Below are 16,434 nucleotides of genomic sequence, written 5' to 3' on the forward strand. Positions count from 1 at the left end.
TCTGAGCGTCGAATCGAGCCATTTGCGCTTGTCGAACGTCAGATTGTGGGACTGGAGCGCCGTACAGTGGTCGGCGTGAGCGAGTTGAGCGCGGGCGCAGCCCGAACCGTCGGCGTCCGGGACGTGGCGGCGCTCGCCGGAGTTTCGCGGCAGACCGTCTCGCGCGTGCTGAATGACCACCCAGAGGTTGCCGCAGACACGAAAGCTCGCGTGCGCCAGGCGATGGTCGACCTCGGCTACCGCATGAACAACGCTGCCAGGGCGCTGGGCACTCGGCGCTCGCACACGCTCGGCGTCCTCGCCTCGGATGCTCTGCAGTACGGCCCCTCCCGCAGCATCGCCGCTATCGAGGCATCCGCCCGCGACGCCGGATACTGGGTGAGCGCGGCCTTCGCCGACTCGGGGGATGCCGCCGCGGTCGTCGCGGCCGTCGACCATCTCGTCACGCAGGGGGTCGAGGGAATCGTCGTCGTCGCACCGCATGCGCGGACGCTGCGCACCCTGGACGAGTTAAGCATCGGCATTCCCGTGCTCACCCTGCACTCGGCGGGGCGAGGCTCGGCCGGATTGTCCGTTGACCAGGCGGCTGGCGCGCGGCTCGCCGTCGCAGCGCTGGCGGATGCCGGCCACACCCGCATTGCGCATCTCGCCGGGCCCGCCGACTGGCTCGAAGCGGAATCTAGGGCGAACGGATTCGCTGCCGAGCTCGCGGCGAGAGGACTGCCGGCCGGGCCTGTGATCGCGGGGGACTGGACCGCACGATCCGGCTATGAGGCGGCTGCTGTGGTGCGGGAGGCCGACGTCACCGCGGTGTTCACGGCGAACGACCAGATGGCGCTCGGCCTGATCACCGGGCTGCGCGAAGCGGGCGTGGCAGTTCCGGGCGACATCAGCATCGTCGGCTTCGATGATGTCCCGGATGCGGCGTTCTACTGGCCACAGCTGACCACGGTTCGTCAGGACTTCGAAGAACTCGCGCGACGCGTGGTTGCCGCACTCACCGGTGGGGTGGCCTGTGCGACGGGTGCCCAGGATGCCGCGGGTGCGACGAATGCCGCCGGTGCGACGGACGCCGCTCCAGCAGCGGCATCATCCCCGGCATCCGCGTCCATGCTCGCGCCGGTCGAGCCGGTGCTCGTCGAGCGCCATTCTGTCGCGGCCCCACCGGTTCCACGCGCATAACTCCTGAAAAATCCCGCCGAATCCCGACCGGGCCCCGCGGGACCCGCATATTTCCGGCGAGCCCAGGCGACAGTGCCACCAAAGTTCAGGAGTTGTGCGCGAGCGCGTCCATGCTCGCGCCGGTCGAGCCGGTGCTCGTCGAGCGCCATTCCGTCGCGGCCCCACCTGTTTCCCGCGCATAACTCCTGAAAAATCCCGCCGAATCCCGACCGGGCCCCGCAGGACCCGCATGTTTCCGGCGAGCCCAGGCGGCAGTGCCACCGAAGTTCAGGAGTTGTGCGCGAGGACGAGCCGAGTTGTGCGCGAGGACGCGCCGAGTTGTACGCGAGGACGCGCCGAGTTGTACGCGATCACGCAGGAGTTGTGCGCGAGCACGCGCGGAGACGGGAGGCTTGACCCGCACCTGGCGCCGTGATTTCATAGACCGTGACCGGTCACAGTGGCCGTCTGCAATCCAACGAGGTTCCCGTGAGCAACGAAGCCCCCGCGTTCGGCCCCGAGGTCGAAGCATCCATTGCCGCCGTCCGCGCAGACGTCGCCCGCCTGCATAGTGAGCTGGTCCGAAACGGTCTGGTGGTCTGGACCGGTGGCAACATCTCGGGCCGCGTTCCCGGCGCCGATCTGTTCGTCATCAAGCCCTCGGGCGTCAGCTACGACGACCTCACTCCTGAGAACATGATCCTCTGCGACCTCGATGGCAACGTCGTCCCCGGCAGCACGGGCAGCGACCGCTCGCCGTCCAGCGACACGGCAGCCCACGCCTACGTCTACCGCAACATGCTCGAGGTCGGCGGCGTCGTGCACACCCACTCCACCTTCGCCGTCGCCTGGGCCGCTCGCGGCGAGGAGATCCCCTGCGTGATCACAGCGATGGCGGATGAGTTCGGCGGCCCGATCCCGGTCGGTCCGTTCGCGATCATCGGCGACGACTCGATCGGACGCGGCATCGTCGAGACGCTCGCCGGCCACCGCTCCCGCGCGGTGCTCATGCAGAACCACGGTCCCTTCACGATCGGAACCGACGCGAAGGATGCCGTGAAGGCAGCCGTCATGGTCGAAGACGTCGCCCGTACCGTGCACTACGCCCGTGATGCAGGTGCTCTCATCCCGATTCCGCAGGATGCCATCGACAGTCTCTACAACCGCTACCAGAACGTGTACGGTCAGTCGACGGACAGCCGCCGATGAGCGCCCGCGACGACATCGCCGCAGGTCGCACGAGCCTCGGCATCGAACTCGGATCCACCCGCATCAAGGCCTGTCTGATCGGGCCGGACGCCACCGAAGTGCTCGCCACCGGATCATTCTCGTGGGAGAACAGCCTCGAAGACGGCCTGTGGACTTACGCCCTGGAAAACGTCTGGCGGGGGTTGCAGGCCACCTACGCCGATCTCGTCGATGATGCCGAGCAGCGTCACGGTGTGCGCCCCGATACCTTCGGTGCCATCGGGATTTCGGCGATGATGCACGGGTACCTCGGCTTCGATCAAACCGGCGAGCTGCTCGTGCCGTTCCGCACCTGGCGCAACACCAACACCACTGTCGCGGCTGCGGAGCTCACCGAGCTGCTGGGCGTCAACATCCCGCTGCGCTGGTCGATCGCGCATCTGCATCAGGCCGTCGTCGACGCCGAACCTCACGTGCCGAACCTCGACTTCGTTACGACGCTTGCCGGGTATGTGCACTGGCGACTCACCGGCGAGAGAGTGCTCGGTGTGGGAGACGCGTCCGGGATGTTCCCGATCGACTCCGCCACCTGCGATTACGACGCGCGGATGCTGGATGCCTACGACGCGCTCGCCGCAGACCGCCTCCCGGCGCCGGTGACGAGCCTGTTCCCGCGGGTGCTGGCAGCCGGTGAGGATGCCGGATCGCTTACCGCTGAAGGGGCGGGGCTGCTGGATCCGACCGGAGCGCTCGGCGCCGGCATCCCGCTGTGTCCGCCGGAGGGCGATGCCGGCACCGGCATGGTCGCGACGAACTCCGTCGCACCGCGCACCGGCAACGTCTCAGCCGGCACGAGCATCTTCGCGATGGTCGTGCTCGAGCATCCGCTGGAAAAGGTGCACCATGAACTGGACCTCGTCACCACCCCCGCCGGAGACGGCGTCGCCATGGTGCACTGCAATAACGGCGCCAGCGAACTGGCCGCGTGGGTGGGGCTGTTCTCGCAGTTCTCGGCTGCCGCCGGCCAGCCGGTCGACAGCGACGCCGCCTTCGAGGCCCTCTTCCGTGAAGCGCTGGAGGGCGAAGCGGATGCTGGTGGGCTGATCGCCTACAACCACCTGGCCGGCGAGCCGATCGCTGGTCTGATCGAGGGGCGGCCGTTGTTTGTGCGCACCCCCGACAGCGATTTCACCCTGGCCAACTTCATGCGCGCCCAGCTCTACGGCGTGTTCGGGACGCTCGCGCTCGGGATGAAGGTGCTCGAGTCCGAGGGTGCGCGGCTCGATCGGATGTTCGCGCACGGTGGCATGTTCCGCACCGCCGGTGTCGCGCAGCGATTCCTCGCCGGAGCCCTGGATGCTCCGGTCGCGGTCGGCGAACTCGCATCCGAAGGCGGGGCCTGGGGGATCGCCGTGCTGGCGTCATACCTGTCTCATGCCGATTCCTCGGACCTCGGCACCTATCTCGATGAGCAGGTGTTCGCCGCGGCGTCCATCTCCACCGTCGATCCGGATCCTGCCGACGTCGCCGGGTTCGCCACCTACCTTGACCGCTACCGCGCTGGCCTCGCCGTCGAGGCCGCTGCGGTCGAATCGCTATAACCCCCGTTCCGGTCGCACTTCATGCGGTTATTTCGCTCTCAGAGCGACACGAACTGCGACCGGAGCTGAGAAGAGAAGGACACGCTCATGACCCGCACGCCGCTCAATACCTCTCTCGACGGCTATGAGGTCTGGTTCCTCACCGGCAGCCAGCACCTGTACGGACCCGAGACGCTCGCCCAGGTCGCCGATCAGTCGCAGGAGATCGCACGTCTGCTTGACGAGGCCGGCGATGTCCCGGTGAAGATCGTCTGGAAGCCGGTCCTCACCGACAGTGATGCCATCCGCCGCACCGCGCTCGAGGCCAACGCCGATGACCGCGTCGTCGGCCTCGTCGCCTGGATGCACACCTTCAGCCCCGCGAAGATGTGGATCGCCGGCCTCGATGCGCTGCGGAAGCCGCTCGCCCACCTGCACACCCAGGCCAACGTAGAACTGCCCTGGGCGGACATCGACTTCGACTTCATGAACCTCAACCAGGCCGCCCACGGCGACCGTGAGTTCGGTTACATCCAGACGCGGCTCGGTGTGCCGCGCAAGACCATCGTCGGTCACGCCAGCGACCCGCGCGTACAGCAGGAACTCGGCACCTGGCAGCGCGCAGCGGCCGGACTCGCGGCATCCCGCTCGCTGAAACTTGCCCGTTTCGGTGACAATATGCGCTTCGTCGCCGTCACCGAGGGCGACAAGACCGAGGCAGAGCTGCGCTTCGGCGTGCAGGTCAACACCTGGGGCGTGAACGAACTGGCGGATGCTGTGGATGCGGCATCCGAGTCCGAAATCGACGCGCTCGTTGCCGAGTATGAGGAGCTGTACGAAGTCGCGCCTGAGCTGCGGCGCGGGGGAGCCCGGAACCAGTCGCTGCGTGACGGCGCCGCGATCGAGATCGGTCTGCGCTCCTTCCTTGAGGAGGGCGGATTCGGCGCATTCACAACGTCGTTCGAAGACCTGGGATCCCTGAAGCAGCTTCCGGGTCTCGCCGTGCAACGTCTGATGGCCGAGGGCTACGGCTTCGGCGCCGAGGGCGACTGGAAGACCGCGGTGCTCGTGCGCATCGCGAACGTGATGGGTGCCGGGCTCCCCGGTGGTGCGAGCCTCATGGAGGACTACACCTACGACATGACACCCGGCGACGAGCTCATCCTCGGCGCGCACATGCTCGAGGTTTCGCCGTCGCTGACCTCGGCGAAGCCGACACTGGAGATCCACCCGCTTGGCATCGGCGGCAAGGATGACCCGGTGCGTCTGGTCTTCACTGCCGACGCGGGGCCGGCGATTGTTGTCGCGATGAGCGATATGCGCGACCGCTTCCGTCTGACCGCGAACGTCGTCGAGAACGTCGCGCCGCGCGCGTCGCTGCCCAACCTGCCCGTGGGGCGAGCAGTCTGGAAGCCGCAGCCGGACTTCAATACCAGTGCTGCTGCCTGGTTGACGGCCGGCGCCGCCCACCACACGGTGATGTCGACGGCGGTGGGCCTGGAAGCCTTCCGCGATTTCGCCGAGATGGCCGAGGTCGAACTGCTCGTGATCGACGATGACACCACGCTGCCGGAGTTCCAGAAGCAGGTGCGCTGGAACCAGGCGTACTACCGTCTCGCACAGGGCCTGTGAGCCGGGCGGCTATCGTCGAATACATGAACGATTCTTCCCCGGCATCCGGTCGTCAGCTACGCATCTCAGCGCACGGATATGAGGCGGTCATCGCCAGCGTCGGTGCTTCGCTGCGGATGCTCACCCACGAGGGCCGCGACCTCGTCGTGCCCTTCGATGCGGATGAGGTGCGCCCCGCGTACCGAGGTGCGACGCTCGCGCCGTGGCCGAATCGAATCGTCGATGGTCGGTACACGTTCGGCGGTAGCGCGCATCAGTTGCCGCTCACGGAGCCTGCCCGCGGGCACGCTCTTCATGGTCTCGTGGCCTGGGCGGAGTTCACCGACCGCGATGTCTCGGATGAGCGGGTCGTGCTCGCCGCTGTGATCGAGCCGCAGGGCGGGTACCCGTTCCGTGTCGAAGTCACTGTCGAGTTCCGCCTGGGCGCGGACGGTCTGACCCAGACGGTCACGGGACGCAATCTCGGAACGGATGCTGCGCCCTGGGGAACCGGCCCGCACCCGTACCTGGTGGGTGGCGCCGGCCGCGTCGATGACTGGACGCTCACCCTTCCGGCATCCGAGGTTCTCACGGTCACGTCCGACCGGTTGAGCCCGGTGGCGGTGGAACAGGTCGAGCGGCATCCGGAGTGGGATTTCCGCGAGGCACGCGCGATCGATGATGTGTTCATCGACCACGCGTTCACCGAGCTCTCACGCGTCGACGGTGCCGCCGAGGTGCGCGTAGTGGCAGCGGACGGGCGCGGGGTGGCGCTGAGCTGGGATGAGAGCTGCCCCTGGGTGCAGGTGCACACGGCCGATCTTCCCGCGGATGCGGAGAACCATCGGATCGGCCTCGCCGTGGAGCCGATGACCTGCCCGCCGGATGCCTTCAATTCCGGGGTCGACCTGGTTGTTCTGGAGCCCGGCGCGGAGGCTGCGGCATCCTGGCGGTTTGCCGCGATCTGACCGCCGCCTCGCCGCTCGCGTTCGACAAGCGCAAATGGCTCTATTCCGGCGTCGGATGCAACCATTTGCGCCTGTTGAACGCCGCCGCGCTCAGCGGGCGAGCCAGCTGCGCAGAGCGCGGGTGACCCAGGGGAGGACCCAGTAGGTCATGATCGGCGTCAGCACGAGCGTCGTCACGAGCACGCGCAGCCAGAGGGGGAGTTCGCCCCATCCGGGTATCGGCGTCATCGCGAGGCTGAACAGCAGATTGACCGGGAAGAAGCCCAGCCAGATCGTCACAGCCTGCTTCCACCGGGCTGGCGCTGGCGAGACGCTCTCGACGGTGGCGGTATCCGGCAGATTGATCGCCCCGGTCGGCGGCTCGTCGAACCAGCCCTCGATTCCGGTGCGGCGTCTGGAGCGCTCACTGCGGATGAAGCCCTGACCCATCGACAGCCACCAGGTCCGCTCGGGCGACTGCTCCCAGGCCTCGAGCGTCTCGGTGCTGGCGAAGCGGTAGAGCATGTGCCAGACCTGGGAATCGTCGCCGGCGCGCACCCACCCTGAGCCGAGGAAACCGGGGTATTTGTGGGCGAGGTTCACTCCGGTCTGCACCCAGGTCGTCGCCTCGGAGATGTGTGCAGGATCGACCTCGCGGCGGATTGAAACGGTGATGGGTGCGCTGGACATGGGTGGCCCCTCGGGAAGAAGTTGCTTGTGGCGACCCCGAGTGTACGTGGGCTATGTTTCGCGTCCGTTTCCGACCGCCCGAGTTTCTACAAGCGCAAATGGCTCGATCTGGATGCCGGGTGCAGCCATTTGCGCTTGTTGAACGCCGCATCAACGGCCGAGCGCCGCCGAAACACGACGGACCAGGTCGGCAGGGCGCCTCAGTAGCGGTGCGGTCACCTCGATGACGGTCCAGCCCGCGGCGCGGAGGGCAGCCAAGCGCTCGACGTCTTCTGCCCAGCGCTGGCCATGCAGCATCCCGAGATATTCGACCGCTACCTTCTCGCCGGGGTAGGCCATGTCAACGCAGCCGAGGAACACTCCTGACTCGTCGAACACGTCGATGTTGAGCTCGGGCTCCGGCAATCCTGCAGCGACCAGGATGCAGCGCACGCGCGTCTCGCGCGGGGACCAGGAATCTTCCCGTATCGACTCGAGCGCTTCGCGAAGACGCGCGGCGCCACGTCGCCGGCCGGCATCCAAGGCTGCTCTGAGCGCATCGCGCGTGGCCAGGGGTGGCCGGCCGGTGTCGGGCCTGCCGTACCCCGAGCGCCACTCGCGGCAGAAGTAGTCGCCCAGCGCGATCAGATCGATAAGCGGCAGCGTTCCGAGCATCGCCCAGGAAATCCGGAGCCCGTCGTGCTCGGTCACAGAGGTGAGGCTGAGTAGCGTGCGATGGCCGGTGGCGCCTTTCGCCCGAGGGAACGGCACATGGCCGCGGGCGGTGATGTGCAGCGCGAGGTCCTCGTCGGCCATCACCATGTCATCGTCAGCGAACTCCAGCGGCAGTGGCCCGCCCCAAATCGATACGGCGGTTTGATGGCTGTAGAAGTGTCCGAAGTGCAGCCGCGGTGCATAAAGGCGAGCGCGGGCGACGCGTGCTCGCCGTTGCCGTTCGTACGGGTCGGCCAGTGCCAGGCCGGGGTCTCCGGCATTCGGTGTCGCCCGCACGCCGTGGAAGGGACTCTCCAGATCGGTGCCGCGCAACCGCCCGCGGCCCACGCCGCTGGCCTTCGCGATGCGCACCGAGAACGCGCCGTCGAACTCGTCTGGAAGTGGCTGTCGTCGTCCCATAGTGCACACGGTGCCACAGCTCCCGTCGATGCCGTCGGAGTTGTCCACAGCCCCGGTTCGAATCGCTCAAAGTGCTCTATCTCGGCGGAGATGGAGCACTTTGCGCGATTCGAACGGGGGAGGGGAGGAGGGGCTACCGGCGACCGGGCAGCCGATCCACCAGCGACGCAAGCGCGCCGCGCAGCAGACCGACGAGTCCGAACGGGATGAAGAACGCGAACAGGATCAGCACGATGCCGTAGGCGGCGCCGGTCGCGGCAGGACTGATGCTCGAGGTGAACGTCGGCACGTACTGGATGAAGATCGCCCCCAGCACCGCGCCCGGCACGGTCGCGAGCCCGCCGACGACGATCAGCGTGATGAAGGAGATCGACATCGTGAGCCCGAAGTTCTCAGGACCTACGAACTCCAGCAGCATCGCATACAGGCCGCCGGCGACACCGGCGAAGGCTGCGGATGCCGCGAACAACCGTGTCTTGGTCTGCCACACGTCCACGCCCAGGGTCTCCGCGACGAGTTCGGCATCGCGCACGGCGATGAACGAGCGGCCGAGTCGGCCGCGGCCGAGGCGACGGGTGACGAGATAGGCGACGGCGACGATCACGAGCGCGAGGTAGTAGACCCACTGATCGTGCGCGAGAGGGATCCAGGCTGGCGCATCCCCATCGATCGCGATGCCGCGACTGCCGTGCGTGAACGGCTCGAAGGCGCGGATCGCCGCAGGCGTCGCCATCGCCATCGCCAGCGTCACAAGTCCCAACTGCAGCCCTTTCAGCCGCAGCGCCGGCAGGCCGATGACGTAGCCGACGGCGAAGGGCAGGGCGCCGGCGATCACGAGCGTGAGCGGGTGCGCCCACCCCGCCTCGCCGGCGACGGCCACCGAATACGCACCGATCGCGAAGAACGCCGAGTGCCCGAGGGAGATCTGTCCGCCGAAGCCGACCAGCAGGTTGAGCCCCAGCCCGACGATTGTCCAGATCATCACGAGCGTGACGGTGAGGTTGATGTAGCTCGGGTTCACCAGCGGCACGATCGCGAGCGCGATGAGCAGCAGGGCCGTCAGCACGATCAGTAGCGGACGGGGCAGGTTCAGCGGCGGGCGCGGGCGGCGCAGCCACTCGCCGACCGAGGTGCGCTGCGTCTTCGCGGCCAGCAGATTGCGGATGGGGGAGGTCACCACGCTCATGCGCGCACCAGCTCTCGTCGTCCGAACATTCCTTGTGGCCGCACCAGCAGCACGACCACGATGATCAGCAGCGCCACGACCTGCTTCAGCTCTGCGCCGATGACGGGGATGTATGTTCCGGCCAGATTCTCGATCACGCCCACCGTGACCCCGCCGAGGAGGGCGCCGAGCGGCGAGTCCAGACCGCCGAGGGTCGCTGCGGCGAAGGCGTAGATGAGCACCGGCGCCATCATCCCGGGATGCAGGAACAGTTCGGGCGCGATGAGCGTGCCTGCCAGTGCGCCGACCGCGCCGGCGATGGCCCAGCCGATCGACATGGTGCGCCCGGTGGAGATGCCGCTGAGCTCTGCGGATTCCGGCGCCGACACTGCCGCCCGCATCCGCAGTCCGACCCGGGTGCGGCCGAGCAGCAGCGCCAGCGCGATCGCCGCGATGCTCACGCAGACGACGATCCCGACATCCTGACGAGACAGCGAAACGGCACCGATCGAGAAGGAGCCGGACCCGAACAGGGCTGGCACCTCTTTGGTCTGATAGGTCCAGACCCAGCCGATCAGCGCGTTCAGCGCGATCATGAGTCCGAGGCTGACGATGATCAGAGCCAGGTGCTGGTGTCGTCTGACGAGCGGACGGAACATCACCCGCTCGATCCCTGCCGAGAACGCGGCGAGAGCGAGCATCGAGATGATGAGCGCGACCCAGATCGGCATCCCCCAGGCGGTGAGCTGCCAGGAGACGTAGGCACCGAGGAGGGCCATCTCGCCCTGCGCGAAGTTCAGCGTGCGCGATGCCCGGTAGACGAGCACGATCGCCAGGGCGAGCGTGCCGTAGATCGCACCGGTGGCGATGCCGTCGACGAGTTGCTGCAGGAACATCTCACACTCCCAGATACGCGCGGCGCACGTTGTCGTCGTTCTGCAGATCGGATGCCGCGCCGCGCAGCGTCACCTCACCGCTCTCGATCACCAGGGCTTCCTCGGCGATCTCGAGGGCGAGCTTGGCGTTCTGCTCGACCACCAGCAGTGCCGTGCCGCGCTCGTGCGAGAGCTCGTCGAGCGTGGCGAACAGCTCGGTCGTGATCTTCGGCGCGAGCCCCAACGAGGGTTCGTCGAGCAGTACCAGTCGCGGATCGGCCATGAAGGCGCGGGCGATCGCGAGCAGTTGCTGCTCGCCGCCGCTGAGTCCGGATGCTGGCCTCGCGCTGCGCTCGCCGAGACGCGGGAACCTGTCCAGCCAGCGGTCGGCGTCGGCCGCGGCATCCCGGGCCCTGCGCATCGTGGCGCCGGCCAGCAGGTTCTCGCGCACGGTGAGGTCGCCGAAGGTCCCTCGCCCCTGCGGGACATGGGCGATGCCGGCGGCGGCGACGCGGTACGGAGGGAGACCGGCGAGCTCGCGTCCGTCGAATCGGATCGAGCCCTCCATCCGGCACATCCCTGAGAGTGTGCGCAGGGTGGTCGTCTTGCCGGCTCCGTTCGCGCCCAGGATGACGAGGCGCCCGCCATCGGGGACCTCGAAGCGGATATCGCGGAGGATCGTCACCGGACCGTACCCGGCCGCATCGATCTCGACGCTCAGCAGGCTCATGCGACGCTCCCCAGATAGGCGGCGACGACCTCCGGGTCACGCGCAACGGTCTGCGGGTCGCCTTCGGCGATGAGGCGGCCGAAGTTCAGCACCACGACCCGGTCGCAGACGCTGGTCACCAGGCCCATGTGGTGCTCGACGAGCAGGATCGCCGTGCCGCGCTCGGTCGCCAGACGCCGGAGCGTCTCGCCCAGTTCGTGTACCTCGCTGTGGATCAGACCGTTCGCCGGTTCGTCGATGAGCAGCAGTCGCGGGGTGCTCAGCAGGGCCCTCGCGAGCTCGACGCGTTTGAGCGTGCCGAACGGCAATGCTGCGACGACCCGGTCCGCGACGGCGGAGAGCCCGAGCTCATCAAGCAGCGCATCGGCCCCGGCACGCAGCGCTCGCTCGGTTTCGGCGATGCGCGGGAGCGCGAGGGCAGTTGCCCAGAAGCCCCCGCGAGTGGTGTGGTATCCGCCGGCGAGCACGTTCTCGCGTACCGTCTGCGACGGCAGGAGCCCGAGATTCTGGAAAGTGCGACTCACCCCCAAACCGCTGATACGGTGCCGGGGCATGCGCGTCACCTCCGTGCCCGCGACTCTGATGCTGCCGCTCTGCGGGCGGTAGAGCCCGCCGATGCAGTTGAACAGGCTGGTCTTCCCAGCACCGTTGGGACCGATCAGTCCCACGACTTCGCCGTCGGAAACCTGGAAGCTCGGACCATCCAGAGCCTGCAGTCCGCCGAACGAGAGTCGGACGTCGCGCACATCGAGCAGCGCGTCCATGTCACCTCCCAGGTGGAGTCGGTGGGTCCCCGTTCCCGTTCGGGGGCCCACCGGCATCGTCAGTCGACCGTGTAAGTGTCCTCGGTGAGATCCCAGTTGTCGCCGTTGAAGATCTGGATGCCCAGCTCGCGGAACGCGAACGGGTAGTCCGCGGTGGTCGTGATGCTTACCGGCGAGAGGTCGAGTTCGACGGCGTCGAATGAGGATGCCGATTCGAGCAGCGCTTCTCGCGTGCAGTCCTCCAGGCCCAGGAGTGCCGCCTCGAGCAGCTGCGCTGTCTGGTAACCGGCAGCAGCCGGGGCGGACAGTGCGTTGACCTCATCGGGGTGAGCGGCGGCGAACTCTGTCCAGGCATCGAAGCCGGCGTCTCCGGCGAGCGACGCATCGGTGATGTCCTTCGTGTACGCGATCGACACGACGCCATCGGCAGCTCCGGGGCCAGCGGGTTTGAGGAAGAAGGTCGCGTCGGCGGCGGGTGCGTTGATCACAGTCGTCGCATCCCAGCCGAGTTCGAGCTTCTTCTTCAGTGACTGGGTGGCGAAGGCGCCGACGGCCCAGTTCAAGAACACGTCCGCACCGGATGCTGCAAGGTTCGTGACCTGGCTGTCGACGGTCGCCGAGGTGAGCTCGTAGGGCTCTGCGGCCACGATCTCGATGTCGGTGCCTTCGAAAGCGGTCTCGAAGCCAGCCCGGATGCTCTCGCCGAAGTCGTCGTTCTGATAGAGGATCGCTGCCTTCGCTCCCGGGTGGTTCTCGATGAGGTACTCCGAGAGCGCCTTCACCTCGAAGCCGTACTGGGGCATGAAGCCGGTGGTCAGCGAGGGCTGCTCCTCGTGGAGAGTGAGGATCGCGTCGGACCCCGTTCCGGTGAACAGGTTCGGCACGCCCTGTTCCTCGACGTACGGGGCGACGCTGATGGCCGCGCCCGTGCCGAGGACGCCGGCGAGCGCGAAGACCTCGCTCTGCTCAACGAGAGTGCGCACGTTCGTCGCAGTCTTCGCCGGGTCGTAGCCGTCGTCGATGATCTCGATCGTCACCTCACGCTTGTTGCCGTCGGCGAACTCGAGACCGCCTGCGGCGTTGATGTCGTCGAAGTAGGCCTTCATCGTCTGCGCGATGGCGCCGTAGGTGGCGGCGGGACCGGAAAGCGGGATGCTGGTGCCGATCGTCACCGTGGTGTCGGTGAAGCCGGGGCTGCAAGCGGCCCAGGCTGCTGCGCCGTCGGCCGGGGCCGTGTCGGCGGTGGCGTCGTCGCCTCGTCCGGCGCATCCGGACAGGATGAGGCCCGCGGCCAGGGTGCCGACGAGAGCGATCGGTAGCGCGCGGTTTCGGGTGCTGCGCAGTGTGGACATCATTCCTCCTCGAATGATCAGGTGCTGGTGATTCAGGTGCTGCGTGGGATGTGGTCGGGGATGAGGACTTCGCGGTCGCCGACCTTCTCGAGCGCGAAGAAGTACAGGGCGCCGTCGTCATCGGCGGCGCCTCGGCCAGTCATGACGCCGAGGACGGCGTCGGGGGAGATGCGGGTGAACAGGTCGATGACCGGCATCCCGTCGTACGACATGGCGGCGGTGCGAATGCCGTCGTGCTCGACTGTTCGCAGCATCGCACCGCCGTGGGCGAGCGCGACGTTCGCAGACAAGACGCCGTCGAACCCTTCGCAGACCAGCGGGACGACATCGTCATCGGAGCGGAACAGTTTGCCGAACCAGCCGGTGTGCTGCAGCATCCGGTGCGTGCGATGGGCGGGGCTGAGGCCGACGCCCCGCCAAAGTCCGCGTAGCTCGTCCGGCGCCACCGGGGGCAGCGAGCGCCACAGCAGCGAGAGATCTTCGGCGCCCATGCGCCCCGCGCGTAGGAGCTCGATGAGCTCCACCGCCGCCACCGGCACCTCGGCGGCTGCATCCGCGTCGTCCATGATGAGCACGGGCTTGATCGCGCGCCCGGCGCAGGCGTCGTCGATGGCGGTGCCGATCTCGTCGAAGCGATAGCGGCGGATGAGCTTCTCGACAGGCAGACGACCCGCACGCCACAGGACGATGAGTAGCGCGATGTCGCGGTGAATCTGCGCGTCGCCCTCGATCACGCCGGTGAGGGTCCGGCCCCACAGCAGCTGTGACTGCGAGAGGGTCACCCGGTTGGATCCGGCGTGCAGCGCCACGGTGGCGCAGACGCCCAGCGGAGCGAGGGCCGCGAGACCCGCATCGATCGTCTCCTGGCGCCCGACGGTGTCGAGCGTGTGCGTGACGCCGAGCCGACGGGGGTTGAGCCCGTCGGGGGCGAACGCCTCGGTGGCGCCGAGTTCGAGCGCGAGCGCCCGCCGCTCGGAATCAGGGTCGCTGACGATGATCCGCCCGACACCGCGGTGGGCGGCGGCCATGATGCCGGCGAGTCCGGTCGTGCCGGCGCCGATGATGAGAAGAGAGTCAGTGGGGCCGGGGCGCAGCGCGTTGAGTACGGTGCCGGCACCGGTGAGGATGCCGCAGCCCAGGGGAGCGGCGACCTCCCACGGAACGTCGTCCGGGATTCGCACGGCGTTCGATGCCCGGGCCAGGGCGAGGGTCGTCCAGGACGACTGCGCCATCCAGCCCGTCGTGACGGGCTCGTCGCTGCTCGTAGCATCCGATCGCGGGTCGTAGTTGCGCTCCGCGAAGCGCTCGCAGTACGCAGGGTGCCCCTCATCGCACCGGGGGCACCCGCCGCAGGCGTCGAAGCTGAGCACGACCCGATCCCCGACCCGCAGGTTCTCTACGGTCGGACCCACGCGCTCGACGGTTCCTGCACCCTCATGGCCGAAGACGGCCGGGAAGCGATCGCCGGCACCGCCGGACATACCGAACAGGTCGGTCGGGCACACCCCGGAGGCATGGATACGGACGAGGATCTCGCCCGCGCCGGGCTCGCGCACCGAGACGTCCGAGAGCGCGACGGGTCCGCCGCGCTCCCGGACGAGCGCGGCCACAGCTGCATTCATTGTCTAGATCACAGCCTCTTCGCGGTCGGCACTGCGCAGCGCGACCTTGTTGACCTTGCCGCCGGCGTTGCGGGGCAGAGCGCCGATGGTGACGAGCGCCTTGGGCTGCTTGAAGCGCGCGAGCTTGTCGCTGAGCCATCCCTGCAGTTCGTCGAGGGTGAGCTCCGCACCGGGACGCACCGCCACGGCCGCAACCGGGATCTCACCCCAACGCTCGTCAGCGCGGCCGTACACGGCGGCCTCGAGGATCTTCGGATGCGCGGCCAGGATGTTCTCGACCTCAGCGCAGTAGATGTTCTCGCCACCCGAGATGATCATGTCCTTCTTGCGGTCGACGACCCAGACGAAGCCCTCCTCGTCTTGGCGGACCAAGTCTCCGGAGTGGAACCAGCCGCGCTCGAATGCCTCAGCCGTCTCGGCGGGCTTTCGCCAGTAGCCCTTCATGAGGTTCGGGCCCCGGTAGAGGATCTCGCCGACCTCGCCGCGAGCGACGTCGTTGAAGTCTTCGTCGACGACGCGGTACTGGATGGTCGGGATGGGCTTGCCGACGCTGCCGAGCTTGCGCAGCGAGTCCTCGCCGCTGAGCGCACAGGTGATCGGCGTCATCTCGGTCTGGCCGAACACCGCGACATTCGTCGCCTTCGGGAAGCAGTCGGACATCTGCTTCAGCAGGGTGTCGGACGCCGGGGCCGCGCCCCAGCTGATGATGCGCAGGTGGAGATCACGGTCAGGGATGGACGGGTCGGCGCAGATTACCTGCCACTGCTGCGGGACGTTGAAGACGATCGTCGCCTTCTCTTTCTCCCAGGCGTCCAGCAGCTCCGTCGGGTTGAACGCGCCGAGCGGGTGGATGACGGTCGGGATGCCGATGACGAAGTTCGGTGCGATCGACCCGAGGCCCGCGATGTGGAACAGCGGAGCGGTCATGAACGCGATGTCGTCTTCGCCGAAGACCTGGTTCACGCGCAACAGGGTGAGCGACTGCGCGAAAAGGTTGACGTGGTCGAGCATCGCGCCCTTCGGGCGACCGGTCGTACCCGAGGTGTACATGATCAGGGCCGTGGTGTCTTCGGGGACGTCGGGGTACTCGAATCCCTCCGGGTCCTCGACGACGAGGTCAGCCCAGGACTCGGCATCCCCGGTCTCTGAGCCTGTTGAAGGACCGCCGATCACGATGACCTTCTTGATGCGGTCCGTGACCTGGGCGACAGCGCCGACGAGCGGCGCCAGTGGCGCCTCGACGATCAGCACGTCGGCATCGGCATCGTCCGCGATGTAGGCGATCTCGGGTGGGGTCAGACGGATGTTGATCGGCACGGCGATCGCGCCGAGGCGGTTGATTGCGAAGACGGAGAGCACGACCTCCGGACGGTTCAGAGTCAGCAGCAGCACGCGGTCACCAAAGCCGACTCCGCGGCGGGCGAGGGCTGCGGCGAAGGAATCCACGCGGTCGGCGGCCTGGCGCCAGGTGGTCACCTCGCCCAGGAACTTGAAGGCGGTCTCGTCTGGCTTCATCTCGGCGTGCGTTGCGACCTGGTTCATCCAGTGGTTGCGGCGCACCGCCGCGGGAATCGCGGTGGCGTTCTGCTCGGACATCGGGCTGGTCCCTTTCATACGTCTGTGTATCTTCACCGCA

The 16,434-nt window shown here is 67.7% G+C and carries 14 protein-coding genes; 5 read left to right on the forward strand and 9 right to left on the reverse strand.

From position 1 onward, the window contains the following. Positions 1-75: 75 nt before the first annotated feature. From ACSS7Z_RS08070 to ACSS7Z_RS08090, 5 genes are all read left to right on the forward strand, one after another. Positions 76-1,182: a LacI family DNA-binding transcriptional regulator gene (locus tag ACSS7Z_RS08070; RefSeq protein ID WP_438253989.1), complete on the forward strand. Its 1,107-nt coding sequence runs from the start codon at positions 76-78 to the stop codon at positions 1,180-1,182. A 468-nt stretch (positions 1,183-1,650) separates the two neighbouring features. After that, positions 1,651-2,370, forward strand: a complete 720-nt coding sequence (locus tag ACSS7Z_RS08075) for an L-ribulose-5-phosphate 4-epimerase (RefSeq protein ID WP_438253990.1) — start codon at positions 1,651-1,653, stop codon at positions 2,368-2,370. Next, positions 2,367-3,950 carry a xylulokinase gene (locus tag ACSS7Z_RS08080; RefSeq protein ID WP_438253992.1) on the forward strand — a complete coding sequence of 528 codons (1,584 nt, stop codon included), beginning with the start codon at positions 2,367-2,369 and terminating at the stop codon, positions 3,948-3,950. Before ACSS7Z_RS08075 ends, ACSS7Z_RS08080 begins: the two co-directional genes overlap by 4 nt. 87 nt (positions 3,951-4,037) lie before the next feature. Next, positions 4,038-5,561, forward strand: coding sequence for an L-arabinose isomerase (araA, locus tag ACSS7Z_RS08085; protein WP_438253993.1), 1,524 nt, complete (start codon positions 4,038-4,040; stop codon positions 5,559-5,561). Positions 5,562-5,584: 23 nt separating this feature from the next. Continuing rightward, positions 5,585-6,508, forward strand: coding sequence for an aldose 1-epimerase family protein (locus tag ACSS7Z_RS08090; protein WP_438253995.1), 924 nt, complete (start codon positions 5,585-5,587; stop codon positions 6,506-6,508). Positions 6,509-6,598: 90 nt separating this feature from the next. On the opposite strand, the gene ACSS7Z_RS08095 is transcribed toward ACSS7Z_RS08090, so the two are convergent. From ACSS7Z_RS08095 to ACSS7Z_RS08135, 9 genes are all read right to left on the reverse strand, one after another. Continuing rightward, on the reverse strand, positions 6,599-7,177 hold the full coding sequence (locus tag ACSS7Z_RS08095) for an antibiotic biosynthesis monooxygenase (protein WP_438253996.1): 579 nt from the start codon (positions 7,175-7,177) through the stop codon (positions 6,599-6,601). 150 nt (positions 7,178-7,327) lie between these two features. Then, on the reverse strand, positions 7,328-8,290 hold the full coding sequence (locus tag ACSS7Z_RS08100; RefSeq protein ID WP_438253997.1) for a putative endonuclease domain-containing protein: 963 nt from the start codon (positions 8,288-8,290) through the stop codon (positions 7,328-7,330). Between the two features lie 133 nt (positions 8,291-8,423). After that, the gene (locus ACSS7Z_RS08105) at positions 8,424-9,476 is read right to left on the reverse strand and encodes a branched-chain amino acid ABC transporter permease (protein WP_438253998.1); all 1,053 of its coding nucleotides are present in this window, start codon (positions 9,474-9,476) and stop codon (positions 8,424-8,426) included. After that, the gene (locus ACSS7Z_RS08110) at positions 9,473-10,351 is read right to left on the reverse strand and encodes a branched-chain amino acid ABC transporter permease (RefSeq protein ID WP_438253999.1); all 879 of its coding nucleotides are present in this window, start codon (positions 10,349-10,351) and stop codon (positions 9,473-9,475) included. Before ACSS7Z_RS08110 ends, ACSS7Z_RS08105 begins: the two co-directional genes overlap by 4 nt. Position 10,352: 1 nt before the next feature. Further along, the gene (locus tag ACSS7Z_RS08115; RefSeq protein ID WP_438254000.1) at positions 10,353-11,060 is read right to left on the reverse strand and encodes an ABC transporter ATP-binding protein; all 708 of its coding nucleotides are present in this window, start codon (positions 11,058-11,060) and stop codon (positions 10,353-10,355) included. Further along, positions 11,057-11,824, reverse strand: coding sequence for an ABC transporter ATP-binding protein (locus tag ACSS7Z_RS08120; RefSeq protein ID WP_438254001.1), 768 nt, complete (start codon positions 11,822-11,824; stop codon positions 11,057-11,059). Before ACSS7Z_RS08120 ends, ACSS7Z_RS08115 begins: the two co-directional genes overlap by 4 nt. A 59-nt stretch (positions 11,825-11,883) precedes the next feature. Continuing rightward, on the reverse strand, positions 11,884-13,176 hold the full coding sequence (locus tag ACSS7Z_RS08125) for an ABC transporter substrate-binding protein (RefSeq protein WP_438254002.1): 1,293 nt from the start codon (positions 13,174-13,176) through the stop codon (positions 11,884-11,886). 32 nt (positions 13,177-13,208) lie between these two features. After that, a complete protein-coding gene (locus ACSS7Z_RS08130; RefSeq protein ID WP_438254003.1) occupies positions 13,209-14,798 on the reverse strand; it encodes an alcohol dehydrogenase catalytic domain-containing protein in 1,590 nt (529 codons plus the stop codon). Positions 14,799-14,801: 3 nt separating this feature from the next. Next, on the reverse strand, positions 14,802-16,394 hold the full coding sequence (locus ACSS7Z_RS08135) for a long-chain-fatty-acid--CoA ligase (RefSeq protein ID WP_438254005.1): 1,593 nt from the start codon (positions 16,392-16,394) through the stop codon (positions 14,802-14,804). Positions 16,395-16,434: the final 40 nt, after the last annotated feature.

The sequence above is a fragment of the Microbacterium wangyouchuni genome, from assembly GCF_051546305.1.
GTDB lineage: Bacteria > Actinomycetota > Actinomycetes > Actinomycetales > Microbacteriaceae > Microbacterium.